Raw genomic sequence first — 23762 nt, 5'->3', positions numbered from 1 at the left:
GTACGAGGAGAGGTGAGGAGAGGCAATGACGACGTCTGCCCCTGATTCGGCTCCCGTGTATTACCCGCCGGCCCCGACGAGTCTCGTGCGACCGGGAATCATCTCGGGGGCACTCACCCTGATCGTTGCCGGGGTCTCCATCTACATGGGTCACCCGCTGTTCGCGGTGTTCTTTGCCGTCGGCGTCCTCGCCGTACTCGTCAACGCGAAAATGGTCACCCTTGCCGTCTCGCGAGTCGCCGCGGAAGCAGACCCGCGTAAAAAACTGTTGGCCGTGAATTCCGCGATGCGTCTCGGTGTGATCACCGTCCTCGCACTCGCGGCGGCCATCCTGGTCCGGCCCGAAGGGCTGGGCGTGATGTTCGGACTCGCGCTGGGCCAGGTCGTCCTGGTTCTCAGCACCGTGATTCCGGTGATGAAAGGACTTCGTAAGCAGCTATGACCGCTCCGTCTGACACGCTGTACCTGGCTGAGGCCAAGATCGAGGTCGGCCACCATCAAGAGGTCGAGTGGCTGGGACTGACCTGGAACCTCGACACGATCATCGCGGCAGCGATTGCCGGGGTCATCGTCATCGCGATGGCCTTTTTCGTCAAGGCCAAGATGACCTCGAAGCGGCCGAACACCGTGCAGCTGTACTTCGAGGTCATCACCGTGCAGATGCGGAATCAGATCGAGAGCGCGATCGGCATGAAGATCGCCGGTTTCGTTCTGCCGCTGGCCGTCACACTGTTCACCTACATCCTGATCGTCAACTGGTTCTCGGTGTTGCCGGTGCAGTACGGCACCGACGACGGTTCGACCCACGAACTCATCAAGCCCGCCTCGGGCGATGCCAACTTCACCTACGCGCTGGCCATCTTCGTCTTCTGCTGGTACCACGCGGCCGGTATGAAGCGTCGCGGTCCGTTGCGCCACCTCGGCAAGCTCGTCAAGGGCCACGCTGCCGGACTCGCACCGATCAACATCATCGAAGAGATCGCCAAGCCGCTGTCGCTGTCTCTCCGACTTTTCGGCAACCTGTTCGCCGGCGGTGTCATGGTTGCCCTGATTGCGCTGTTCCCGGCCTACATCATGTGGTTCCCGAACGCGATCTGGAAGTCGTTCGACATGTTCATCGGCTTGATCCAGGCCTTCATCTTCGCCCTGCTGACCATCCTGTACTTCAGCCAGGCGATGGAGGATGACCACCACTAGTACGACCCGGTCGGTGCCGACCCGGCACCGCCCACCCGAACCATCTCTTCCCACAAACGAAGGTCGGCCCCGCCGACCGGACCCACAGACCTGGCAACCAAGAGTGCCAGTTCCACCCGAAAGGAAAGATCTCAATGGATCCGAATCTGGTTAGCATGGGCGCATTGATCGGCGGCGGCCTCATCATGGGCGGCGGCGCGATCGGTGCCGGTATCGGTGACGGTATCGCCGGTTCCCAGCTCATCGCCGGCATCGCCCGGCAGCCGGAGGCCCAGGGCCGTCTGTTCACCCCGTTCTTCATCACCGTCGGTCTGGTCGAAGCCGCGTACTTCATCAACCTCGCGTTCATGGCCCTGTTCGTGTTCGCCAACCCGGCTCAGGTGTACGGCGGCTGACGTCCGCTCGCCCGTCCACCGCAGTAGTTCGTTAGTCCGATAGGGGACACCCATCATGATGAGTCTCGCCGCAGAAGAAGAAGCCGGGACGTCCAACTTCCTCATCCCGAACGGCACATTGATCGCGTGCCTGCTGATCTTCGTCGTCGTGCTGATCGTCATCCGCACCTTCGTCGTACCGCCGATCCTCAAGGTGCTCGACGAGCGCGATGCCCGTGTGGCCAAGACGGTCGAAGACAACAAAGCCGCAGCGGCGAGCTACGCGGACGCCGACCGTGAGTACGCGGCTCGTCTGAAGGATGCTCGTGGCGACGCCACGGGTATCCGGGACGAGGCGCGGGCCAAGGGCAACGAGCACGTGGCGGCGGCCAAGAGCAAGGCCACCGAGGAGGCCGATGCCGCCCTGGCCAAGATCTCGGCAGATCTGAAGGTGGAGGCGGACAAGGCGGTCACCACCGCCAAGCAGGACGTGAGTCGGCTGTCGGCGACGCTGGCCGGCCGCGTCCTGGGAACCGATGTCGCCCCGGCCGATGCAGGGGCCAAGCAGACAGAGACGGTGAACTAGCGTGGATATCTTCATCGGACAGCTCGTCGGCTTTCTGGTCATCGTCGGCATCTTCGTCAAGTGGGTGCTGCCCCCGCTGAAGAAGGCGGTGCTCTCCCAGAAGGACGCGATCAGCCAGCAGCTCGTCGACAGTGACGAGGCCAAGGCGCGTGCCGAGGATGCCCGGGTCGCACATGACCGGGCCATCGAGAGGGCGGACGCCGAGGCCAAGGAATTGCACGCCGGAGCCCTGCAGGACGCGGAGTCCATCGAGTCCGACCTCAAGGCCTACGCCGATTCCGAGGTCCGGCGGATCTCCGAGCACGGCACGAACCAGGCCGAGCTGGCCCGGACCAGCCTGGTCCGTCAGCTGCGGTCCGAACTGGGCCTCAGTGCGGTCGACGGGGCGGGTGACATCGTCCGCAAGCATCTGGCCACCGCGGACAACCAGACCGCCACCATCGACCGGGTGATCGACGAACTCGAGCAGATGGCGAGCAAGGATTCGACCTCGGCGGTGCCGCCGAGTTCGGAGTTGATCGGCCTGCATTCGCTGCATGCCACCAGCCGCGACGCCGCTCGCACCATCGCCCACGAATTCGACTCGGCCGCAGCCGATCTCGACTCGGCGGCGTTGACGTCGGCGTCGGAGGACCTGTACCAGGTCATCAGCTTCCTGCTCAAGAACCCGGTGCTGCGCAAGAAGCTCACCGAGGACGAGGAGAACCCCGAGGGCAAGAAGCAGTTGGTGCATACCCTGCTGGACGGCAAGGTCGCGCCGATTGTGGTCGACACCGTGGCCACCGCTGCCGCACAGCGCTGGTCACAGAGCGTGGATCTCCTCACCGCGCTGCGTCGTCAGAACGCACTCATCGTGCTGACCTCGGCGGAGCGCGAGGGCACGATCGAGCAGACCGAGGACGAACTGTTCCGCATCGGCCGACTGCTCGACGCCAACCCGGAACTCGCCTCGCTGCTCGCCGATTTCCAGCGTCCGGTGCCCGGCCGGGTGGAGCTGTTGCGCTCGCTCGTCGGTGGACAGGTCAACGAGCACACGTGGTACCTGCTGTCGCACGCCATCGCCCTGCTGCACGGTCAGCCGGCCGAGAACGCGGTCGCGCACCTGGCCGAACTGGCTGCGGCGCGACGCGGTGAAACCGTGGCGCATGTGATCTCGGCGGTCGAGCTCACCGACGCACAGAACGATCGGTTGGCCTCGGTGCTGGGGTCGATCTACCACCGCACGATCTCGGTGCAGACCGAGGTCGACGAATCGATCATCGGCGGCCTGCGTGTGGGCGTCGGCGACGAAGTGATCGAGGCCGACATCGCCACCCGGTTGGCGAAGGCGGCCGAGACCCTGCCGCGCTGATCCGCTGCGCAGCCGACAACTCCATCACCCACCACCGAAGAATCACTTGCCCGGACTGAGTAAGAAAGACGAGAACCCATGGCCGAGTTGACGATCTCAGCAGACGAGATCAAGGGAGCGATCGAGCAGTATGTCTCGTCGTTCGACGCCGAAGCCTCGCGTGACGAGGTCGGCATCATCACCGATACCGCGGACGGCATCGCCCACGTCAGTGGCCTGCCCAGCGCGATGGCCAACGAGCTGCTGCAGTTCCCCGGCGGCGTGCTCGGTGTGGCACTGAACCTCGACGAGGACGAGATCGGCGCGGTCATCCTCGGTGACTACGAGAGCCTGGAAGAGGGCCAGCAGGTCAGCCGTACCGGCGAGGTCCTCTCGGTTCCCGTCGGTGACAAGTTCCTCGGTCGCGTCGTCGACCCGCTCGGCGCCCCGATCGACGGCCTCGGCGATATCGAGGCCGAGGACCAGCGCGTGCTGGAACTGCAGGCAGCCACCGTGCTCGAGCGTCAGCCGGTCGAGGAATCCCTCGCCACCGGCATCAAGGCCATCGACGCCATGACCGCCATCGGCCGTGGTCAGCGTCAGCTGGTCATCGGCGACCGCAAGACCGGCAAGACCGCGGTGTGTGTCGACGCCATCCTGAACCAGAAGGCCAACTGGGAATCCGGCGACGAGAACAAGCAGGTCCGTTGCATCTACGTCGCGATCGGCCAGAAGGGTTCGACCATCGCGGGCGTCAAGACCGCTCTGGAAGAGGCCGGTGCGATGGAGTACACCACCATCGTCGCCGCTCCCGCGTCCGACTCGGCCGGCTTCAAGTGGCTGGCACCGTACACCGGATCGGCCATCGGTCAGCACTGGATGTACGAGGGCAAGCACGTCCTGATCGTGTTCGACGACCTGACCAAGCAGGCCGAGGCCTACCGCGCCATCTCGCTGCTGCTGCGTCGCCCGCCGGGCCGCGAGGCCTACCCCGGCGACGTCTTCTACTTGCACTCGCGTCTGCTGGAGCGTTGTGCGAAGCTCTCCGACGCGATGGGCGGCGGCTCGATGACCGGTCTGCCGATCATCGAGACCAAGGCCAACGACGTTTCCGCGTTCATCCCGACCAACGTCATCTCGATCACCGACGGGCAGGTCTTCCTCGAGTCCGACCTGTTCAACAAGGGTGTGCGTCCCGCCATCAACGTCGGTACCTCGGTGTCGCGCGTCGGTGGTGCCGCACAGACCAAGGGCCTGAAGAAGGTGTCCGGTTCGCTGCGTCTGGAACTCGCACAGTTCCGTGAGCTCGAGGCGTTCTCCGCCTTCGCCTCCGACCTCGACGACGCATCGAAGGCGCAGCTCGAGCGCGGTGCCCGCTGGGTCGAGATGCTCAAGCAGGACCAGTACAGCCCCTACTCGGTCGAGGACGAGATCGTCTCGATCTACCTCTGCGGTGAGGGCCACTACGACTCGGTTCCGGTCGACGACATCCGCAACTTCGAGACCCAGCTGCTCAGCCACCTGCACCACAACGCGACCGGGGTCTACGACTCCATCGCCGGTGGCAAGGTGCTGTCCGACGACGAGGCCGAGGCGCTGGTCGCCGAGACCAACAAGTTCAAGAACAGCTACCTCACCCACGACGGCAAGCGTGTCGTGAACGAGGCCGAGGCGGCCGCGATGGATTCCGAGGACGTCGAACAAGAAGCGATCAAGATCCGCAAGTGATCTTTTTCAGCAGACGAGTGACGTCAATCGACGTGTCAAGGAAGGGGTGAGATCTCGTGGCCAGCATTCGTGAGCTGCGTTCACGCATCCGGTCGGTTCAGTCGACCAAGAAGATCACCAAGGCGCAGGAACTGATCGCCACCTCCCGCATCACCAAGGCACAGGCCCGGGTTGCGGCTGCCAAGCCGTACGCCTCGGAGATGACCAAGGTGCTCTCCGAGCTGGCGAGCAGCGCGGGATCGCTGGATCATCCGTTGCTGCAGGAGCGGGAGAATCCGAAGCGTGCCGGCGTCCTGGTGATCACCAGTGACCGTGGTATGTGCGGTGGGTACAACGCCAACGTTCTGCGGGCCACCCGTGAACTCCTCGCGCTGCTGCGCGAAGAGGGCAAGGAGCCCGTGCTGTTCATCATGGGACAGAAGGGCGTCGGCTTCTTCACCTTCCGTGGTGCGGAGTACTCGGATGCCTGGACCGGTTTCTCGCAGGCGCCGGAGTACTCCGACGCGGCGCAGCCCAGCAAGTTCCTGGTCGATCTCTTCCTCGCCGGTTCCGGGGTGGAGGTCGAGCGCCCGGACGGCACCGGCTCGGTCGAGGGCGTTGACGAACTGCACTTGGTGTACACCCGGTTCGTGTCGATGCTGACCCAGGCCCCCGAGGTCCGTCGGATGGCCCCGCTGGTGGTCACCGAGGACGAGGTCGACGCGAGCGACGCGGAGGCCGGAAGCGTCACCTCCGAGTCGCGGAACTACACGTTCGAGCCGAGTGCCGAAGGCCTCCTCGAGACGCTGTTACCGCGCTATATCGCCACCCGTGTGTATGCGGCGCTGCTGGATTCCTCGGCGTCGGAGTCGGCTGCTCGGCGTACCGCAATGAAGGCGGCCACCGACAACGCCGAGGAGCTGTCGAAGAACCTCTCCCGTGAGGCCAATCAGCTCCGCCAGGCCCAGATCACCCAGGAGATCAGCGAGATCGTCGGCGGCTCCAGCGCCCTCGCGACCTAGACCGTCGGCCTCGCCCCTTCGCGAAACTTTCGATCCAAAGAGGAAGTGACCCACTCATCATGACCGCAGTAGCAGAAACCCCGACCTCGGGGAAGTCGGGGTCCGCCGACGGGCGGATCGTCCGCATCATCGGCCCCGTGGTCGACGTCGAGTTCCCGCGGGGCTCGATCCCAGACCTGTTCAACGCCCTCCACGCGGACGTGACCCTGGAGGCGGTGGCCAAGACCCTCACCCTCGAGGTCGCCCAGCACCTCGGTGACAATCTGGTCCGCACCATCTCCATGCAGCCCACCGACGGCCTCGTCCGCGGCGCGACCGTCAGCGACACCGGATACCCGATCCGCGTGCCCGTCGGCGACGTCGTCAAGGGCCACGTGTTCAACGCGCTCGGCGACTGCCTCGACAGCCCGGGCCTGGGCCGCGACGGCGAGCAGTGGGGCATCCACCGCAAGCCCCCGGCCTTCGACGAACTCGAGGGAAAGACCGAGATCCTCGAGACCGGCATCAAGGTCATCGACCTGCTGACCCCGTATGTCAAGGGCGGCAAGATCGGCCTGTTCGGTGGTGCCGGTGTCGGCAAGACCGTTCTGATCCAGGAGATGATCACCCGTATCGCCCGCGAGTTCTCGGGCACCTCGGTGTTCGCCGGCGTCGGTGAGCGTACCCGCGAGGGCACCGACCTCCACCTCGAGATGGAGGAGATGGGCGTTCTCCAGGACACCGCCCTGGTGTTCGGTCAGATGGACGAGCCGCCGGGCACCCGTATGCGCGTGGCGCTGTCGGCGCTGACGATGGCGGAGTACTTCCGCGACGTCAAGCACCAGGACGTGCTGCTGTTCATCGACAACATCTTCCGGTTCACTCAGGCCGGTTCGGAGGTCTCCACCCTGCTCGGCCGCATGCCGTCCGCGGTGGGTTACCAGCCGACGCTGGCCGACGAGATGGGCGAGCTGCAGGAGCGCATCACCTCCACCAAGGGGCGTTCGATCACGTCGCTGCAGGCCATCTACGTGCCCGCCGACGACTACACCGACCCGGCGCCGGCCACCACCTTCGCCCACCTCGATGCCACCACCGAGCTCTCGCGTCCGATCTCGCAGCTGGGTATCTACCCGGCCGTGGACCCGCTGACCTCGACCTCGCGCATCCTGGAGGCCTCGATCGTCGGTGACGAGCACTTCCGCGTCGCCAACGAGGTCAAGCGCATCCTGCAGAAGTACAAGGAACTGCAGGACATCATCGCCATTCTCGGTATGGACGAACTGTCCGAAGAGGACAAAGTGACGGTGCAGCGTGCCCGTCGTATCCAGAAGTTCCTCGGACAGAACTTCCTCGTCGCCGAGAAGTTCACCGGTCAGAAGGGCTCGGTCGTGCCGCTCGCCGACACCGTCGAGGCGTTCGACCGCGTGTGCAAGGGCGAGTTCGATCACCTGCCCGAGCAGGCCTTCAACAGCTGCGGTGGACTCGACGACGTGGAGGCCGCCGCGGCCAAGATCGCCGGAAAGTAGCGGATCGACATGGCTGACAAGTCCTTCCACGTCGAGGTGGTCTCCGCCGACGCAGAGCTCTACTCCGGTGAGGCGACCTTTGTGATCGCACAGACCACCGTGGGTGAACTCGGTGTGCTGGCGAACCACGAACCGCTGCTCGGCGAGTTGGTGCCCGGCGGGTTCGTGGTGATCGTCGAGGAGAGCGGTGACCGCAAGGCCGCGGCGATCGAGGGTGGCTTCCTCTCGGTCACCGGTGAGTCGGTGACGATCCTCGCCGAGTCCGCCGCATGGGCCGACGACGTCGATGTCGCCGCCGAAAAGGCGGCCCTCGAAGCCGCTGAGCCCGGCAGCGCGGAGTACAACCACGCGCACGCCCGCCTCACCGCGGCCGAGCATCTGGTCAAGTAGCCACGCGACCGACATTCCGTCAGTGCTCACACGACCGGCCACCCCGACGAGGGTGGCCGGTCGTGTGTTCGGGCCAGATGGCATGCTGGGGGTGCGTCCCGGGCGATCACAGCCACGTCCCAGCCTTACGAGATCGCCGCTGACGGGGCCGGACCGAGGAGGTGCGCCCGGGTGACGGAACTGGTCGTCGTGGTGATCCTGAGCATTGCGCTGCTCAGTGCCCTCGCCCTGTGCGGGTTGCTGGCCTATCGCGTGGGTCAGTTGCGCCGCGGGGGTACCCCGGTGCTGCTGCGTGAACTGCCCGCCGCGGTCGACGAGGGGTGGCGGCACGGCACCGTCCACTACAGCGACGAGGCGTTGCGGTATTTCCGTCTGTCATCGCTACGGCCCGGTCCGTCGCGGACGCTGCCGCGTCGCTCCATCGAGATCGCCGGCCGGCGGCGCGCGGTGGGTACCGAGCAGGACATTCTCGCCGACATGATCATCCTCCGCGTCCACCAGGCGGTCGGCGCCGGCGACGGCCGCGACTACGAGATCGCCTTGGACGCCGGCGGGGTCACCGCCTTCCAGTCGTGGCTGGAGTCACGACGTCCCTCACGCGCACAGCGCCGCAGCGCCTGAGCGCATCCTCGGCCGAGGAGCTCGAGTCTCAGGAGCTCGTGGGCCGGGACCGCTGCCCGCCGGGCACCCACTTCACGTCGCCGTCGCCATGCGGTGGTCGGTTGGCCACGCGCGACAGGATGAACAACAGATCCGAGAGCCGGTTGAGGTATTTCGCCGGCAACACCGACGTCGCGTCCGGGTCGGCCGCCACCGCGGACCACGCGGAACGTTCGGCCCGCCGGGTGACCGTCCGGGCCTGATGCAGCAGCGCCGACAGCGGTGTGCCGCCGGGTAGGATGAACGAATCCAGCGACGGCAGATCCTCCCCGAAGGCGTCGCACCAGTGCTCCAGCGCGTCGATGTAGTCCTGCTCGATACGCAGCGGCGGATACTTCGGATCGTCGACGACGGGCGTGGACAGGTCCGCCCCGGCGTCGAACAGATCGTTCTGGACGGTCCGTAGCACCTCGGCGATCTCCTCGGGTACCGCACCGCCCACGGCGAGGGCGACCCCGATCGCCGCGTTCGCCTCGTCGCAATCGGCGTAGGCGATCACCCGTGGATCGGTCTTGGACACCCGGGAGAAGTCGCTGAGCCCGGTGGTCCCGTCGTCGCCGGTACGGGTGTAGATGCGGGTGAGGTGCACGGCCATACGTCAAAATCTAGCGCTCCGCGGGATCGCACCGTGCGACCGATAAGCTGTCTGTCGTGAGTGATCGCTTTCTGGTGACCGGGGGAGCCCGGCTGAGTGGCGAGGTCTCGGTCGGTGGAGCGAAGAACAGTGTGCTCAAACTGATGGCGGCCGCGTTGCTCGCCGAGGGCACCACCACCCTGACCAATTCGCCCGAGATCGCCGACGTCCCGCTGATGGCGGATGTGCTGCGTGGCCTCGGGGCGAGTGTCTCGATCGACGGTGACACCGTGATCATCGATGCACCGGCCGAACCGAAGTACCACGCCGATTTCGACGCGGTGAAGCAGTTCCGTGCATCGGTGTGCGTGTTGGGGCCGCTGATGGCGAGGTGCCGCCGCGCCGTCGTCGCGCTGCCCGGCGGAGACGCCATCGGGTCCCGCCCCCTCGACATGCATCAGGCCGGTCTGCGCGCGCTCGGGGCGCACAGTTCCATCGAACACGGCTGCGTGGTCGCCGAGGCCGACGCACTCATCGGGGCGCCGGTCGCGCTGGAGTTCCCCTCGGTGGGCGCCACCGAGAACATCCTGATGGCCGCGGTCCTGGCCGACGGACAGACCACCATCGACAACGCCGCACGCGAGCCGGAGATCGTCGACCTGTGTGTGATGCTGCAGCAGATGGGTGCGCGGATCGAGGGCGCGGGTACCTCCACCCTCACCGTGACCGGCGTCGAGCGACTGCACCCGGCCACCCATCGGGTCATCGGTGACCGGATCGTCGGCGCCACCTGGGGGATCGCGGCCGCCATGACACGGGGAGACGTCACGGTACGGGGCGTCGCGCCGGCGCACCTGCAACTGGTCCTCAACAAGCTCGTCGACACCGGGGCCCGGGTCGACACGATGGTCGACGGCTTCCGCGTCCGTCACGACGGCCGGCCCGCGGCGGTGAACGTGTCCACCTTGCCGTTCCCCGGATTCCCCACCGATCTGCAGCCGATGGCGATCGGTCTGGCGGCCATCGCCGACGGGATGTCGGTGATCACCGAGAACGTGTTCGAGGCCCGCTTCCGCTTCGTCGAGGAGATGGTGCGTCTGGGAGCCGACGCCCGCACCGACGGCCATCACGCCGTCATCCGGGGTATCGAGCGGCTCTCCAGCGCACCCGTGTGGTGCTCCGACATCCGGGCGGGCGCGGGCCTGGTGCTGGCCGGTCTGGTCGCCGACGGGGTGACCGAGGTCCACGACATCGAGCACATCGACCGCGGATACCCGCAGTTCGAGGAGAACCTCACCCGGCTGGGCGGGATCATCGAGCGGGTACGGGGCTGAACCGTGGACGGTGGCGACATGGACGGTGGCACACACACTCATCCGCATCCGGCCGATGAGGGAGATACGGCACATCACGCGCCCGGGGGGCAGCAAGGGCACGGGGCCGGTGACGTCGACATCGCGGCCTGGACCTCCCGCTTCGACCTGCTCTCCGATCCGCACCGGCTGGAGATCCTGCTGGTGCTGCACCGCAAGCCCGGGATCTTCGTCGGCGACATCGCGACGGAGGTGGGCCGCACCGAAACCGCGGTGTCGCAAGCACTTCGGGTGTTACGTCATCAAGGGTGGGTGACCTCCACCCGGGTGGGCCGCTCGGTGAGCTACCGACTCGAGGACGAGACGGTCCATCGGCTTCTGCATTGGATCGGTGCGCGGCATCTCGATTCGTGACGGGTCGTCGAGGGTGGGGCTCGGTGATGTGGGCAGGGTCACTCCTGACCGTTCGGATAGTCTGTGCACCTCGTTATCTGAATAAGTAGACAGATGTCGGGGCGGGTCTTAACGTTCCTCCTATCGCGCGCCGGTATGCCGGTGCACGCTCAGCGATACGAAAGGGACACCGCTCAATGTCCACCACCCCGTCCACGATGAACCTCGCCATGCATATGAGCGACGGCATCATCAACGCGCAGACCTCGATCCTGTTCGGCGCCATCGCCATTGCCGGCCTCGGCTTCTGCGCCTGGCGTGCCCGCACCGATCTCGACGAGAAGACCGTGCCGATGGCCGGTCTGGTCGCCGCCTTCATCTTCGCGGTCCAGATGATCAACTTCCCGATCCTGCCGGGGGTGAGTGGGCACCTCCTCGGTGGTGCGCTGGCCGCCATCCTGGTCGGGCCGTACACCGGGGCCCTGTGTATCGCCATCGTGCTGGTGGTCCAATGCCTGCTCTTCGCCGACGGCGGGGTCACCGCGCTCGGCGCCAACATCACCAACATGGCACTGATCTCCACCTTCGCCGGATACGGCGTGGCGGTGATCCTGTACCGGGTCATCGCGGCGAGGTCACGCTCCATCGGCGGCCTCGGGATCGTGGCCTTCGTGTCCGCACTGTGTGGAACCGTGTGCGCGGCAACCGGATTCGTCGTCGAGTATGCGATCGGTGGAGCCGCGTCGACATCCTTGGGCACGGTGGCGGTCTACATGTGGGGCACGCACGTGCTCATCGGGATCGGGGAGGGTCTGATCACCGCCGCCACCGTCATGGCGGTCGCCCGGGCGCGCCCGGACCTGGTCTACCTGCTACGCCGCAACCCGGCACCCGCACAAGCGATCGGAGTCCCGGCATGAGCACCACATCGTCGACCGAGCGCACCCACGCCCCACGGGTGCGGCGCCGCACGTTCCTCATCGCCTTCGGGGTGGTGGCGCTGATCATCGCCGGCATCGTGTCCTATGTGGCCAGCTCCTCACCCGACGGACTCGACTCGGCCACCCAGCAGGGATGCCAGACCGTCGAGGTCAACGGCTCCGAGGAGCTCACCGGGACCTGCATCGCCCAGCATGCGACCGACCACGCCATGGCGTCGTCGCCGCTGGCCGACTACTCGTTCCGCGGAATCGAATACACCAACGGCATCGCCGGCGTGATCGGGGTGCTGGTCACGCTCGCCATCGCGGGCGGCCTGTTCTGGCTGATCGCGCGCCGCCGCAGCGGTGATGCGGCCACCACCACGTCCGGGGACTGAGCACCATGGGTGCCGGTCATGCCCATCCGCTCTACCGCGCCGGTGACTCGTGCGTGCACCGCGCACCCGCCGAGGTGAAGATCGTCTGCCTGGTGATCTTCGTCTTCGCGGTCGTGGCCACACCCCGCGAGATGTTCTGGCCCTACCTGGGTTTCGCGCTCATCCTGGGTGCCGTCTGGGCGCTCGCGCGGATACCACCGCTGTGGATTCTGCCGCGCATGCTGATCGAGGCGCCGTTCGTGATCCTGGCGGTGTTGCTGCCGTTCTCCGCCGGGCCCGACCGGGTGGAGTTCCTCGGGATGTCGCTGTCGGTGACGGGGCTGTACGCGGGCTGGGGCATCCTCATCAAGGGCACGCTCGGAGTGGCGGCGTCGCTGACCTTCGCCGCGACGACCGAGGCCCGTGCACTCCCCGTCGCACTGACCCGGCTGGGTGTCCCGGCGACCATCACGCCGATCTTCGTGATGATGCTGCGCTACGTCGACCTGCTCTCGGCGGAGATCAGGCGGATGCAGATCGCCCGCTCCGCGCGCGGCGATTCACCCCGGCTGATCCATCAGGCGGGGGCGATCGCCAAGGGGGTGGGCGCGCTGTTCCTGCGGTCCTACGAACGCGGTGAGCGGGTGCATCTGGCGATGATGTCGCGCGGATTCACCGGTACGATCCCGGAGATGCCCGGCGTGGCGACCGCACCACGCGCGACACCCGCCCAGTGGGCGGCGATCGTCACACCGGCGATCGCGGCCGTCGCGGTCGCCGTCACCGCCTGGGGGATGAGATGAGACGTCAACTACCACAGCATGTCAGCCCGCCGGACTCCTCGGTACCGGGGGCGCCGGCCGTCGAGGTCCGGGGTCTGTCCTTCGCCTACCCGGACGGTCACGTCGCGATCGACGGCATCGACCTCGTGGTGGCCGAAGGCGAACGCGTCGCGCTGCTCGGCCCCAACGGCGCCGGCAAGACCACCCTGATGCTGCAACTCAACGGGGTGCTGCTGCCCACCGCCGGGGAGGTGGCCATCCACGGCATCCCGGTGGCGAAGAACTCGCTGCGCGAGGTGCGCCGGCGCGTCGGACTGGTGTTCCAGGACCCCGACGATCAGCTGTTCATGCCGACCCTGGTCGAGGACGTCGCGTTCGGCCCGGCCAACTTCGGGGTGACCGGCGATGAGCTGAAACGGCGCGTCGACGAGGCGCTGGCCGCGGTGTCGATGACCGAACACGCCGGGCGCAGTCCACATCACCTCTCCGGTGGCCAGCGGCGACGCGGTGCGCTCGCCAGCGTCTTGTCCTGTCGCCCAGACGTTCTCGTCCTCGACGAACCGTCGGCGAATCTGGATCCGGTGGCGCGCCGGGACCTCGCCGACACCTTGCTGCGCCTGCGGACGACGATGCTCGTGGTCACCCACGATCTGCTGTATGCGGCTCAGCTGTGCGATCGTGCGGTGGTCATCGACGCCGGTCGCGTGGTCGCCGACGGCCCGGTCGACGACATCCTCGCCGACGAGGCGTTGCTCGCCGCGCACCGGCTCGAGTTGCCGTGGGGATTCGACATCGACGCCGTCCGGCGGGCACGTGGCGGCGGCGTCCGGAGTTCGTCGGCCGCCTCGCCCTGTCCGAACGGATAGTCGGCCACCTGGCCGTCGGGTGACCCCGACCTGACCAAGGTGGGTTCCGATGATTCTCCAGGGACGGTTTGTGCCGCAACACCTTCCACCCCTTCCTGTGACGCGCGTAACGTCGCCGTTGCTCACAGTCGGCGTCACGCGGTGTGCGCCGACGACGAAGGAGGTCAGGTCACATGCAGGTAGATGAGCTACTCAAGCCGTTTCCCATCAAGGAGTTCCACCCGTTCCCCCGTGCCATGATGGGCCCGGGCGCACACGAGATGATCGGTCCCGAGGCCCTCAAACTCGGATTCAAGAAGACCCTCATCATGACCACCGGTCTGCGCGGCAGCGACACCGTGCACAAGATCGTCGAGTCGTGCAAGTACCACGGCCTCGAGGTCGTGCTCTACGACAAGGTCGAGTCCAATCCCAAGGACTACAACGTCATGGACGCGGTGTCGTTGTACAACTCGGAGAAGTGCGACTCGTTCATCTCGATCGGTGGCGGCTCGGCACATGACGCCTGCAAGGGCGCGCGCATCTCGGTCGCCCACGACGGCCGCAGCGTCAACGAGTTCGAGGGCTTCAACAAGAGCGAAAACCCCAAGAACCCACCGCATATCGCCGTGTCGACCACGGCCGGTACCGGCTCGGAGACCTCCTGGGCCTACGTCATCACCGACACCACCACCGACCCCGACAAGCCGCACAAGTACGTCGCCTTCGACGACGCCGCGGTGACGACGCTGGCCATCGACGACCCGGTGCTGTACTACGACTGCCCGGTCGCCTACACCGCGCAGTGCGGATTCGACGTCCTGGCGCACGCGTCGGAGCCCTACGTCTCGCGGCTGAACTTCCCGCCGTCGATGGGTAACGCCCTCTACGCGGTGAAGATGACCGCGGAGAACCTGCGTGAGGCCACCTGGAACGGTGTCGACCTCAAGGGTCGCGAAGGCATGATGTACGCGCAATACATTGCGGCACAGGCCTTCAACTCGGGTGGACTGGGAATCATCCATTCCATCAGCCACGCGGTGTCGGCGTTCTTCGACACCCACCACGGCCTGAACAACGCGATCGCACTGCCGCGTGTGTGGGCGTTCAACATGCCGGTCATGTACGAGCGCTACGCCGACATGGCGCAGGCCATGGGCGTCGACACCCACGGGATGACCAAGGTCCAGGCCGCCGATGCGGCCCTCGAAGCCGCCATCCGGCTGCTGCGTGACGTGGGCATCGTCGAGCGCTTCGCCGACGTCAAGAAGGACTCGTACCCCAAGAACCGCCTCGGCGAGGGGCCGACGAAGTTCTACGAGAACCGCAAGGAGATCACCACCGACGCGGCCACCATCGACGCGCTGACCAACCACGTCCTCGGCGACGCGTGCACCCCGGGTAACCCCAAGGAGTGCACCTTCGAGACCGTGCGTCCGGTCGTCGAGCACTGCGTGAACGGAAGCCTGGACGAGCTGCTCCCGTAGCAGCCGGTCCACCCCGACCGGGGTGTGGGGAACCGCATGCCCCCGAAGTCCGCGGTTCCCCACATCCCACTCACTCCGGTGGTCACCTCGAGCGTTCGGCGTGGTGACCTCCGGAGTGAACAAGCCCACCGGCCCCGGTCCACGCATTGCCGCCCCGCGTCGCCGCCCCCACGCCCTCGTCGAGGCGCGTACACCTTCTCAGGAGAGCTTCGTATGTCCACCTCCTTCGTCACCACCGACGACCCGACAGGCTCCGCGGCCGGAGCGCAATCATCGTCGGCGTCAACCGAATCCGGCGACAGCGCCGCGACGGAGAACTCCGCGGTGACCTTCCGCGACGTCGACGACGTGACCCGGCGGTTCGCCGACGCAGGATACCTCGCCGATCAGCGACTGGCGACGACGGTGTTCCTGCAGAACCGACTCGGCAAGCCGGTGCTGCTGGAAGGCCCTGCGGGCGTGGGCAAGACACAGCTCGCCAAGACCCTCGCGGAGGTGACCGGCCGAGATCTGTTGCGGCTGCAGTGCTATGAGGGGCAGGACGAGACCACCGCCCTCTACGAATGGGACTACGGCAAGCAACTCCTCTACACGCAGGTGCTCAAGGAGAAGATCTCCCAGGTCGTCGCCGACGCCGACACCCTCTCGGAGGCCGTCGACCGCATCGGTGCCGAGGAGAGTGTGTTCTTCTCCGAACGATTCCTGGCCCCGCGTCCACTGCTCGAGGCGGTGCGCAGCGAACGTCCGGTCGTGTTGCTGATCGACGAGGTCGACCGCGCCGACGAGGCACTCGAGGCGGTGTTGCTGGAATTGCTCGCCGAGTATCAGGTATCGGTCCCCGAGATCGGAACCTTCGTCGCCACCCATCAGCCGATGATCGTGTTGACCTCCAACAACACCCGCGACCTGTCTGCCGCGCTGAAGCGCCGCTGCCTGCACCTGTCGCTCGACTATCCGGATGCCGCACGGGAATTGGAGATCATCAAGTCCAAGAACACCGGGCTGGCCGACACCCTGGCCGCCAAACTGGTGGAGATCGTCCGCGGGCTGCGTGATCTGGATCTGCGCAAGGCGCCCAGCATCTCCGAGGCCATCGACTGGGCGCGCACCCTCGCCGTGCTCGGCGCGGACGAACTGTCCGCCGACATCCTCGGTCAAACCGCGAATGTGGTGGTCAAGTACGACCGCGATCTCACCCGTGCCCTCGATGCTCTGCCGCGGCTGGTCGATCCGAACGCCGAGGTGCCCGATCATCTGCATTCGCATGATCACGGCCATGGGCATTCACATGGACACGGCCATTCCCACGGGCATGACCATGACCACGATCACGATCATGACGATCACAGCGGACCGGCGCGTCGCGCGGAGAAGGACAAGCCCGGCCGGCACGCGGATGAGTACTACGGATCGCCGGGCGCGAAGAGCGATGCCGGCACCCGGTCCGTCAGCGCCACCCAGGGCAGTCGCTCCTTCACCCGTCCGCCGTCCGGCGGCAGTGGCCGCAAGCGTCCGTTCTAGGAGCCGGGGATGGAAGGAGCGGTCCACCGGTTCGTCCGGTTGTTGCGCCTGCACGGTGTGCGGATCGGCGTGTCGGAGGCCATGGATGCCATGTCCGCCGTCGGCACCGCCGAGATCCTCGCCGACCGTGAACTGATGCGGTCGGCGATGGAGGCGTGCCTGATCAAGGACCGCCGCGACGAGCAGACATTCCACGAGGTGTTCGACAGGTTCTTCTCGCTGAGGCCGGTGCTGGACACCGGTGACGGACACGGTCATTCACACACCCACGACGATCTGTCCGACACCGGCGAGCTGGCCGATTACACCCTGTCCGACGAGGTGAGCAACACCCCGCAGCAGGGGCACAGTCACGGCCCGCCGTCCGACATCCGGGAGTATTTCGATCCCGAGGATCTCGCCGAGCAGTACAACCTGCATCAGGAGGCCAACAAACTCGACATGGCCTCGCTGACCGACGAGATCGTGCTGTCGGCGGACTCGGTACCCAATTCCGAGCAGGCCGCGCGGGTGCAGTTGACGGTGTCGCGGTTGCACAATCCCGGCAGGCCGGGGGAGTTGGTCACCGACAACGCAACGCGGCTGGACGCGGAGTTGTCGGTGGCGCAGGAGATGGCGTTGCTGGACTGGCTCGACGACGCCGACGGATTGGCGGGACCACAGCCCGATCGCGAGGAGATCGCACGTCTGCGCAGTGCGCTGGCCGGGCTGCTCGACGGTCTGCCCGAGAAGCTGCGCGATCACCTCGAACAGTTGATGGCCACCGATCACGAGATCGAGGAACGCGAGATCAAGGCGTCGGTGCGCGAGGCCATTCACGAACACGAACGGGCCAGTCTCGAGGAATCCATCCGGCGGCTGATCCGCAGTCTGCACGGCGCGCCACGGGCACGTCGCAAGCTCGCCGCCCGCGGCACGGTCGACGCCGCACGCACGATGCGGGCCAACCTCCGCTACGACGGTGTCCCGTTCCGGCCGATCACGGTGGCCAAGGTGGAGGATCGTCCGTCACTGCTCATCCTCGCCGACGTCTCGTTGTCGGTGCGCAGCGCGGCGCGGTTCACACTGCAGTTGGTGCATGGTCTGCAGAGCATGGTCGCCCATGTGCGCTCGTTCGCGTTCGTCTCCGACCTCGTCGAGATCACCGATCTGTTCGCCGAGCATCCGCCGGAGGAGGCGCTGTCGTTGGTGGTCTCGGGTCTGCCGGCCGGCGGGGTGCTCGACACCGACGCCGACTCCGACTACGGCACCGCCCTGCAGACCTTCCTCGACGACTTCGGTGGTGCGATCACGCGACGGACGACGGTGATCGTGCTCGGCGACGGTCGCAACAACGGCCGCGAACCCAATCTCGAGGCGTTCGAGGAGATCACCCGCCGGGCTCGGGAAACCATCTGGATCACCCCCGAACCCAAGTACTCCTGGGGGCTGGGAGCCTGTGACCTCCCCGGGTACGCGACCTTCTGCGATCGGGTCCACGTCGTCCACGATCTGGCGGCGCTCGAGCAGGTCTCCGTGGACGCATATGCGACGTGAGTGTCGGTGGCGCCACGTAGGATTTTCGTCATCTGTCCCCGCGTGACGAGGTGGTGATCGCGAGAATGCGCGCCGACACTGGTGAGCGCCGTGCCGTCACCTCCCGACCGACGATGCCGGTGGCCAAGTTCCACACCCCCGAGATCATCATCGGGCCGGGATCGCTCGATGAGATCCCTACGGCGGCAGCGGGTCTGGGAATGCGCCGATTGATGATCGTCTCCGACCGGAACCTGGTCGCCACCCCCTGGTATCCGCGGCTGGCGCAGCGGCTGCGGGCGGCGGACCTGCGGGTCAGCTCGTTCACCGACGTGTCGGCCAATCCGCGGGCGCCGGAGATCTCGCTCGGATTCGAGCACTACGAGCAGACCCGCTCCGAAGGGATCATCGCGTTGGGCGGGGGATCGGTCATCGACGCGGCGAAGGGCATCGCGATCCTGGCGGCCAACGGCGGCCACATCCTGTCCTACGAGGGCATCGACCGGGCGCGTTTTCCGCTGCCGCCGCTTGTCGCGGCGCCCACCACCGCGGGCAGTGGGTCGGACGTGTCGCAGTTCTGCATCATCAACGACGTCGAACGCATGACCAAGGTGACGATCATCGGCCGGGCGCTGGTTCCGGACGTCTCGGTGATCGACCCGAATCCGTTGGCGACCCTGCCTCCGGAGGTGGCCGGCCAGTCGGGGATGGACGCGATCACCCACTGCATCGAGGCCTATGCGTCCATCGCGCACACCCGTCTCACCGACCGGTCCGCGCGCAGTGCGATCGCGACGGCCTGGCGGTCCATCGAGCGGTTCGTCGACGATCCGGGCGATCCGGACGCGGGCCTGGAGATGGCCTATGCGGCGTTGGAGGCCGGAATGGCGTTCACCAACGCGATTCTCGGCGCCACCCATGCGATGAGCCATCCCGTCGGCGGGTTGGTCGATGCGCCGCACGGCGCGATCAACGCGGTGTTGTTACCCCACGTCATCCGGTTCAACGCCGAGGCCGACCCGACCCCGTTCGTCGAACTCGCCGAGACCGTCGGCGTCGGGGTGTCGTCGTCACCGGCGGTCACGGCGGAGCGATTCGCCGATGCGGTGGCCGCCCTGTCCGCACGGGTCGGCATGCCGGCGCGGCTGTCGGAGTTCGGGGTGCGTGCCGAGGACATCGGCGCGCTGACCCGCAACGCTCTCGCCGACGCCTGCATGAAGACCAACCCGCGCCGGCCCAGCGCCGCCGACGTGGCACGCATCTACTCCGAGGCATTGTGAGCGGGCAACCATGAGCGAGACACCATGAGCGCGCTTCCCGATGCCGATGGCTCCGCCCGGTCCGGTGCGCGCAACCCCGAGGGGCGTGGCGGCACCCGGGACATCGCAGGCGGTCCGGCCGTGGAGATCGACTCGCTGATCGGCCTGCATTCGGTCAAGGGTTCGCACTATGCGCAGTATCGCGGCGTCGAGGAACGCCTCGGCCGGGTGGTCGGTGCGCTCGACCGCATCTCCCGGGCGCTCGTGCAGACGGGCGAGGGACCGGAGAATCTGGTGCTGTCGGTCGTTCGCGCCGTCGCCGAGCACCTCGAGGCCGACTGGGTCGTCTTCGCGCTCTGCGACGGGGAACTCGACCGGACCGGTCCCCGGCATCTGATGATGTCGGCCGACGGCACCATCTACGCCTTCGAGGGCGTGCAGATGGCACGCACACCGAGCCACCTGCCAGACGAGGTCCTCAACCGGCTCAACGACATCCTGCGCAACCAGCTCGGCGAGCTCGTCCGCCCGATCGTCGACGACCACCACCTGCATCTGCCCGTCCATCTCGACGGTCGCGTGGTCGGCGGACTGTCGGCGTGGACACCGCCGAGCCACGTCGTCGACTCCGCCGACCTGGTGGTGATGCGGATCCTGGCCCGCCAGGCCGTCGTCGCGTTGCTCAACGCCGCACTGCTGCAGGAGAGTCGCCACCAGCTCGCGCGTGCGGAGGACGCCTACGCCAAGGCCCGTGAGCAGGCCACCGACCTCGCGGTGCAGAACGTCGAATTGCAACGCACCCAACGTGAGTTGTCGGCGGTGATGCGTCAGCGGCTCGTCACCGAGGAACGTGAGCGGATCGCGCGGGAGCTCCACGACTCGGTGACGCAATCGGTGTTGTCGGCGGGCGTGCAGATCGAGGTGTGCCGGATGGACTCCGACCCGGAGACCTCCGCGCGTCTGGAGATGGCGGGGACCCTCACCCGAAACGCGGTGGAACAACTACGGTCGGTGATCTATGCACTCAATCAGTCACCGTCGGTGGACGGACTGAGTCTGGGCGAGGTGCTCGACGAACTGTGCTCCATGCACATGCCCGCCGACCTCGAGACCGATGTCCGGGTGGTCGGCAAACCGCGGGATCTTCCCGATGATCTGCAGCACGCCATTCTGCGGATCGCCGGCGAGGCGTTGTTCAACACGGCGGTGCACGCCGAGGCGACCGCCGCCCGGGTGGTCCTCAGCTACGGCGAGCGCGAGGTGGGTCTCACAGTGGACGACGACGGCAACGGCGATCCCGGGCACATGCGACGGGTGTTGCGTGCTGCCATGCTCGGTGATCTCGCCGGCCGCCATCGCGGGCTGGCGAACATGTCGACGCGCGCCCACGATCTCGGCGGTGAGCTGAGGATTCGGCGCTCGCGCCTGGGTGGGGTGCGGATCGCGGTGGAGATACCCGACGGGGATACCGGACAGCGGGGGGACGGACAGCGGGATAAGGGACAGCGGGGTAAGGCACGAGTCGAGGCCGCCACGCGGTCCGCCGGAGACGCGCCCAGGGTGGCACAGGAGGTCAGTCGATGAACAACCCGGAGATCGCGACGAAGCCGGTCCGCACGATGCTGGTCGACGACCACGCGCTGCTGCGTGCCGGGATCCGATCCCTGCTCGAACGAGAGCAGTCGATTTCGGTTGTGGGCGAGGCGGATTCCTTTGATCAGGCATTGGCGGAGGTGGCGCGGTCGACCCCCGACGTGGTGGTGGTCGACCTCAAGCTCACCGCCGGCACCGAATACGAGGGGTTGCGGCTGATCACCGAGATCGCCGCCCGACATCCCGAGGTCGCGTCGCTGGTGCTCACGACATTCCTCGACGACGACCTGGTGGTCCGCGCGGTCAAGGCCGGGGCACGCGGCTACGTCGTCAAGGACGTCGACACCACCGAGTTGGTGCGGGCGATTCAGGCGGTGTCGGGGGGTGGTAGCGCATTCGATCCCCGCAGCGCGGCCATCGTCCTGCGGACGGTGTCCGGGGACGGTGGGAGTTCGGAGACCCTCACCGAACGTGAACGCGAGGTCCTGCGCCTTCTCGCCGACGGGATGAGCAACAAGCGGATCGGTCAGACGCTGTTCATCTCCGAATCCACGGTGAAGTTCCACATCCGCAACATCATCCGCAAGCTCGGGGTGACCAAACGGACCGACGCGGTGTACATCGCCAGCAAGCGCGGGCTGATCTGAGCGGTTCCCGTATCCGACGCCCCTCGCCGCCCGCGGGGCGAACCTGCCGCGAGCGCGAGTCGGCTAGCGGGGATGCGGTGTGAGCACCAGCCATCCGCCGTGGTCGTCGAAGATCTCGGCCCCGGCGTGGTCGGCCGCGTCGGCCCAGGACCGCAGGTTGTCCTGCGACAGGGTGCTCAGATGTCCGAAGTGCTCGCTCGGGTGCTCCTCATAGGGAATCGCGATCACCACGCGACGCCGTGCGACGCGCAACGCTTCGCCGATCGCGGCGTGGACGTCCTCATCGTCGAGGTGCTCGAGCAGGTGGATGAGCGTGACCGTGTCGACCGAGCCGTCGGCGAGGTCGAGGCGGGTGGCGTCGCCGACCGCCGCGTCGACGGGGGTGCGCCGTCGGCGCCCGGCCGCGGTGAGCAGGGCGATCGCGCCGGCGGAGATGTCGCGAGCCGACACCGTCAGACCGTCGTCGGCGCACTGCAGTGCCAGAAACCCGAAGCACGAACCCACTTCCAGAACGCTGGAACCGCTGATCAGCGAACGTGCGCGGCGATGGACGGGTGCGAATGCGGCGGTGCCGTCGCCGAGTGCGCGCAACGAGTTGTCGTAGAACGCGGCCCACGCCTGCGCCGGGTCTTCTGAGCTGGTCTGGATGAGCCCGGTCGCGGACTCCTCGAACTCCCATTGCCCGTGGATTGCGCCGGCATCGACGAGGGCGACCAACGCGGAGACCATGGCGTCGTCGGAGATGTCGGCCGTGGTGAAGGTGTGGACGAGCTCGAGGGACTCGCCACCGACGACGTCGTGGTCGCGCCAACTGACGCGGCCCACCGCCTCCATGCCATCCGGCAGCGTGGCCGCGTGGCGCACCGAGATCCGTCGATCGGTCGGGAGGCCGGCGCTGATGGTCGGGGCGATCATGTCATACACGCTATGACCTGCGACTTCGTCGGGGAACTGTCCGGTTGGACGGGCCTGCTGACCCAACGGACAGGACCTCCGACGGTCCGGCGTGGCCCAGATCACGCATCGCGACATCGACGGTTTCGCCGGATCCGGCGGTGCCGTCGATGAGCGACGATGCCTGTGAGCTGGGCAAACGGGTCATCGCGGCGGCCGCGACCAGGCGATTTGATTCCCGATGCTCCGGTGCGTAACTTATTCGAAGTCAGCGCGCCGCGGCACCGCCCCGGAGGGCCCGAGAGGGATTCCCCAGGGGAGAGGAAACCGGGCCTGCGCAGACCGCCCCCGAGAAATCGATGCGGCACAGTCGTGTGCCGCGACGATCAACGGGAATGCCGGACCTTCCGATCGGATCACAACCCAAGGGTTGTGAACGGGAAGTAGGCCTGGTACTCTGGAAGAGTTGCTCCGGAAGGGGTTAACATTCTGGAAACAGAACAAGCTCATCGGAGTTCGCCCTGTGTGGGTGGTGTTGGTGGGTGTGTGTTCTTTGAGAACTCGATAGTGTGTTGGTGGATTGTTTGATGCCATTTTTTTGAATGGTATGAAACGAATCTTATTTGTGATGCTGCCCCGCGTGTTGTGGGGTGGTGTTTGTGAGTTTGTTTTTTGCCAGTTTTTTTGGATTGTTTTTTGGTCAGGTTCTTTTTGTCTCTCTGGCTGAGATTGTGTTGAAACTTTGGTTTCAGTGTTTTTTCATGGAGAGTTTGATCCTGGCTCAGGACGAACGCTGGCGGCGTGCTTAACACATGCAAGTCGAACGGAAAGGCCCCTTCGGGGGTACTCGAGTGGCGAACGGGTGAGT

Annotated in this window: 24 protein-coding genes and 1 rRNA gene; 23 read left to right on the top strand and 2 right to left on the bottom strand. The window is 66.5% G+C overall.

The features are described 5' to 3' along the window. Window positions 1-25 precede the first annotated feature (25 nt). The 10 genes from ABLE92_RS00125 (at window position 26) to ABLE92_RS00080 (ending at window position 8735) form a co-directional block, all read left to right on the top strand. Window positions 26-442: a hypothetical protein gene (locus tag ABLE92_RS00125; RefSeq protein WP_348802458.1), complete on the top strand. Its 417-nt coding sequence runs from the start codon at window positions 26-28 to the stop codon at window positions 440-442. Then, on the top strand, window positions 439-1197 hold the full coding sequence (gene atpB, locus ABLE92_RS00120) for a F0F1 ATP synthase subunit A (protein ID WP_348802457.1): 759 nt from the start codon (window positions 439-441) through the stop codon (window positions 1195-1197). Before ABLE92_RS00125 ends, atpB begins: the two co-directional genes overlap by 4 nt. 134 nt (window positions 1198-1331) lie before the next feature. Further along, a complete protein-coding gene (locus ABLE92_RS00115) occupies window positions 1332-1592 on the top strand; it encodes a F0F1 ATP synthase subunit C (RefSeq protein WP_348802456.1) in 261 nt (86 codons plus the stop codon). 55 nt (window positions 1593-1647) lie between these two features. Beyond that, entirely contained in the window at window positions 1648-2157 is a 510-nt protein-coding gene (locus ABLE92_RS00110; protein WP_449744556.1) for a F0F1 ATP synthase subunit B, read from the top strand. 1 nt (window position 2158) lies between these two features. Beyond that, window positions 2159-3508, top strand: coding sequence for a F0F1 ATP synthase subunit B/delta (locus ABLE92_RS00105; RefSeq protein ID WP_348802454.1), 1350 nt, complete (start codon window positions 2159-2161; stop codon window positions 3506-3508). A 78-nt stretch (window positions 3509-3586) separates the two neighbouring features. Next, a complete protein-coding gene (atpA, locus tag ABLE92_RS00100; protein WP_348802453.1) occupies window positions 3587-5215 on the top strand; it encodes a F0F1 ATP synthase subunit alpha in 1629 nt (542 codons plus the stop codon). A 56-nt stretch (window positions 5216-5271) separates the two neighbouring features. After that, on the top strand, window positions 5272-6216 hold the full coding sequence (locus ABLE92_RS00095) for a F0F1 ATP synthase subunit gamma (RefSeq protein WP_348802452.1): 945 nt from the start codon (window positions 5272-5274) through the stop codon (window positions 6214-6216). A gap of 59 nt (window positions 6217-6275) precedes the next feature. Further along, entirely contained in the window at window positions 6276-7724 is a 1449-nt protein-coding gene (gene atpD, locus ABLE92_RS00090) for a F0F1 ATP synthase subunit beta (protein WP_348802451.1), read from the top strand. 9 nt (window positions 7725-7733) lie between these two features. Continuing rightward, window positions 7734-8114, top strand: coding sequence for a F0F1 ATP synthase subunit epsilon (locus tag ABLE92_RS00085; protein WP_348802449.1), 381 nt, complete (start codon window positions 7734-7736; stop codon window positions 8112-8114). A gap of 171 nt (window positions 8115-8285) precedes the next feature. After that, on the top strand, window positions 8286-8735 hold the full coding sequence (locus ABLE92_RS00080; protein ID WP_348802448.1) for a DUF2550 domain-containing protein: 450 nt from the start codon (window positions 8286-8288) through the stop codon (window positions 8733-8735). 28 nt (window positions 8736-8763) lie between these two features. Here ABLE92_RS00080 and ABLE92_RS00075 read toward each other — a convergent pair whose 3' ends face one another. After that, window positions 8764-9369 carry a cob(I)yrinic acid a,c-diamide adenosyltransferase gene (locus ABLE92_RS00075; protein ID WP_348802447.1) on the bottom strand — a complete coding sequence of 202 codons (606 nt, stop codon included), beginning with the start codon at window positions 9367-9369 and terminating at the stop codon, window positions 8764-8766. A 56-nt stretch (window positions 9370-9425) separates the two neighbouring features. On the opposite strand from ABLE92_RS00075, the gene murA reads away from it, so the two are divergent. From murA to ABLE92_RS00015, 12 genes are all read left to right on the top strand, one after another. Continuing rightward, window positions 9426-10682, top strand: coding sequence for a UDP-N-acetylglucosamine 1-carboxyvinyltransferase (gene murA / locus ABLE92_RS00070; protein WP_348802446.1), 1257 nt, complete (start codon window positions 9426-9428; stop codon window positions 10680-10682). A gap of 18 nt (window positions 10683-10700) precedes the next feature. Beyond that, window positions 10701-11075 carry an ArsR/SmtB family transcription factor gene (locus ABLE92_RS00065; RefSeq protein ID WP_348802445.1) on the top strand — a complete coding sequence of 125 codons (375 nt, stop codon included), beginning with the start codon at window positions 10701-10703 and terminating at the stop codon, window positions 11073-11075. Between the two features lie 176 nt (window positions 11076-11251). Then, a complete protein-coding gene (locus tag ABLE92_RS00060; RefSeq protein WP_348802444.1) occupies window positions 11252-11974 on the top strand; it encodes an energy-coupling factor ABC transporter permease in 723 nt (240 codons plus the stop codon). Beyond that, a complete protein-coding gene (locus tag ABLE92_RS00055; RefSeq protein WP_348802442.1) occupies window positions 11971-12372 on the top strand; it encodes a PDGLE domain-containing protein in 402 nt (133 codons plus the stop codon). Before ABLE92_RS00060 ends, ABLE92_RS00055 begins: the two co-directional genes overlap by 4 nt. A 5-nt stretch (window positions 12373-12377) precedes the next feature. After that, the gene (cbiQ, locus tag ABLE92_RS00050) at window positions 12378-13154 is read left to right on the top strand and encodes a cobalt ECF transporter T component CbiQ (RefSeq protein WP_348802441.1); all 777 of its coding nucleotides are present in this window, start codon (window positions 12378-12380) and stop codon (window positions 13152-13154) included. After that, window positions 13151-13999, top strand: coding sequence for an energy-coupling factor ABC transporter ATP-binding protein (locus ABLE92_RS00045; protein WP_348802440.1), 849 nt, complete (start codon window positions 13151-13153; stop codon window positions 13997-13999). The genes cbiQ and ABLE92_RS00045 overlap by 4 nt, the downstream gene beginning before the upstream one ends. Window positions 14000-14172: 173 nt before the next feature. Continuing rightward, on the top strand, window positions 14173-15465 hold the full coding sequence (mdo, locus tag ABLE92_RS00040) for an NDMA-dependent methanol dehydrogenase (protein ID WP_348802439.1): 1293 nt from the start codon (window positions 14173-14175) through the stop codon (window positions 15463-15465). Window positions 15466-15678: 213 nt separating this feature from the next. Continuing rightward, a complete protein-coding gene (locus ABLE92_RS00035; protein ID WP_348802438.1) occupies window positions 15679-16986 on the top strand; it encodes an AAA family ATPase in 1308 nt (435 codons plus the stop codon). A 9-nt stretch (window positions 16987-16995) separates the two neighbouring features. After that, entirely contained in the window at window positions 16996-18522 is a 1527-nt protein-coding gene (locus ABLE92_RS00030; RefSeq protein ID WP_348802437.1) for a VWA domain-containing protein, read from the top strand. A 65-nt stretch (window positions 18523-18587) separates the two neighbouring features. After that, window positions 18588-19781: an iron-containing alcohol dehydrogenase gene (locus ABLE92_RS00025; protein ID WP_348802436.1), complete on the top strand. Its 1194-nt coding sequence runs from the start codon at window positions 18588-18590 to the stop codon at window positions 19779-19781. Window positions 19782-19805: 24 nt separating this feature from the next. Then, the gene (locus tag ABLE92_RS00020; RefSeq protein WP_348802435.1) at window positions 19806-21344 is read left to right on the top strand and encodes a MadS family sensor histidine kinase; all 1539 of its coding nucleotides are present in this window, start codon (window positions 19806-19808) and stop codon (window positions 21342-21344) included. After that, window positions 21341-22000: a MadR family response regulator transcription factor gene (locus ABLE92_RS00015; RefSeq protein ID WP_348802434.1), complete on the top strand. Its 660-nt coding sequence runs from the start codon at window positions 21341-21343 to the stop codon at window positions 21998-22000. Before ABLE92_RS00020 ends, ABLE92_RS00015 begins: the two co-directional genes overlap by 4 nt. Window positions 22001-22063: 63 nt before the next feature. Here the strand turns inward: ABLE92_RS00015 and mftM are convergent, their stop codons facing one another. Beyond that, a complete protein-coding gene (mftM, locus tag ABLE92_RS00010) occupies window positions 22064-22915 on the bottom strand; it encodes a mycofactocin oligosaccharide methyltransferase MftM (protein WP_348802433.1) in 852 nt (283 codons plus the stop codon). Window positions 22916-23652: 737 nt separating this feature from the next. Here mftM and ABLE92_RS00005 point away from each other — a divergent pair. After that, window positions 23653-23762, top strand: a 16S ribosomal RNA gene (locus tag ABLE92_RS00005); the annotation flags it as partial.

It is taken from the genome of Gordonia oleivorans, assembly GCF_040044975.1.
Taxonomy (GTDB): Bacteria; Actinomycetota; Actinomycetes; order Mycobacteriales; family Mycobacteriaceae; genus Gordonia; species Gordonia oleivorans.
This window is presented reverse-complemented; position numbering and strand designations above follow the sequence as displayed.

What these genes read in the sequence shown, in the direction of transcription:
- ABLE92_RS00125 (WP_348802458.1), top strand. Translation starts at nt 26, where the DNA reads ATGACGACGTCTGCCCCTGATTCGGCTCCCGTGTATTACCCGCCGGCC.
- atpB (WP_348802457.1), top strand. Translation starts at nt 439, where the DNA reads ATGACCGCTCCGTCTGACACGCTGTACCTGGCTGAGGCCAAGATCGAG.
- ABLE92_RS00115 (WP_348802456.1), top strand. Translation starts at nt 1,332, where the DNA reads ATGGATCCGAATCTGGTTAGCATGGGCGCATTGATCGGCGGCGGCCTC.
- ABLE92_RS00110 (WP_449744556.1), top strand. Translation starts at nt 1,648, where the DNA reads ATGATGAGTCTCGCCGCAGAAGAAGAAGCCGGGACGTCCAACTTCCTC.
- atpA (WP_348802453.1), top strand. Translation starts at nt 3,587, where the DNA reads ATGGCCGAGTTGACGATCTCAGCAGACGAGATCAAGGGAGCGATCGAG.
- atpD (WP_348802451.1), top strand. Translation starts at nt 6,276, where the DNA reads ATGACCGCAGTAGCAGAAACCCCGACCTCGGGGAAGTCGGGGTCCGCC.
- ABLE92_RS00085 (WP_348802449.1), top strand. Translation starts at nt 7,734, where the DNA reads ATGGCTGACAAGTCCTTCCACGTCGAGGTGGTCTCCGCCGACGCAGAG.
- ABLE92_RS00075 (WP_348802447.1), bottom strand. Translation starts at nt 9,369, where the DNA reads ATGGCCGTGCACCTCACCCGCATCTACACCCGTACCGGCGACGACGGG.
- ABLE92_RS00065 (WP_348802445.1), top strand. Translation starts at nt 10,701, where the DNA reads ATGGACGGTGGCACACACACTCATCCGCATCCGGCCGATGAGGGAGAT.
- ABLE92_RS00060 (WP_348802444.1), top strand. Translation starts at nt 11,252, where the DNA reads ATGTCCACCACCCCGTCCACGATGAACCTCGCCATGCATATGAGCGAC.
- ABLE92_RS00055 (WP_348802442.1), top strand. Translation starts at nt 11,971, where the DNA reads ATGAGCACCACATCGTCGACCGAGCGCACCCACGCCCCACGGGTGCGG.
- cbiQ (WP_348802441.1), top strand. Translation starts at nt 12,378, where the DNA reads ATGGGTGCCGGTCATGCCCATCCGCTCTACCGCGCCGGTGACTCGTGC.
- ABLE92_RS00045 (WP_348802440.1), top strand. Translation starts at nt 13,151, where the DNA reads ATGAGACGTCAACTACCACAGCATGTCAGCCCGCCGGACTCCTCGGTA.
- mdo (WP_348802439.1), top strand. Translation starts at nt 14,173, where the DNA reads ATGCAGGTAGATGAGCTACTCAAGCCGTTTCCCATCAAGGAGTTCCAC.
- ABLE92_RS00035 (WP_348802438.1), top strand. Translation starts at nt 15,679, where the DNA reads ATGTCCACCTCCTTCGTCACCACCGACGACCCGACAGGCTCCGCGGCC.
- ABLE92_RS00030 (WP_348802437.1), top strand. Translation starts at nt 16,996, where the DNA reads ATGGAAGGAGCGGTCCACCGGTTCGTCCGGTTGTTGCGCCTGCACGGT.
- ABLE92_RS00025 (WP_348802436.1), top strand. Translation starts at nt 18,588, where the DNA reads ATGCGCGCCGACACTGGTGAGCGCCGTGCCGTCACCTCCCGACCGACG.
- ABLE92_RS00020 (WP_348802435.1), top strand. Translation starts at nt 19,806, where the DNA reads ATGAGCGCGCTTCCCGATGCCGATGGCTCCGCCCGGTCCGGTGCGCGC.
- ABLE92_RS00015 (WP_348802434.1), top strand. Translation starts at nt 21,341, where the DNA reads ATGAACAACCCGGAGATCGCGACGAAGCCGGTCCGCACGATGCTGGTC.
- mftM (WP_348802433.1), bottom strand. Translation starts at nt 22,915, where the DNA reads ATGATCGCCCCGACCATCAGCGCCGGCCTCCCGACCGATCGACGGATC.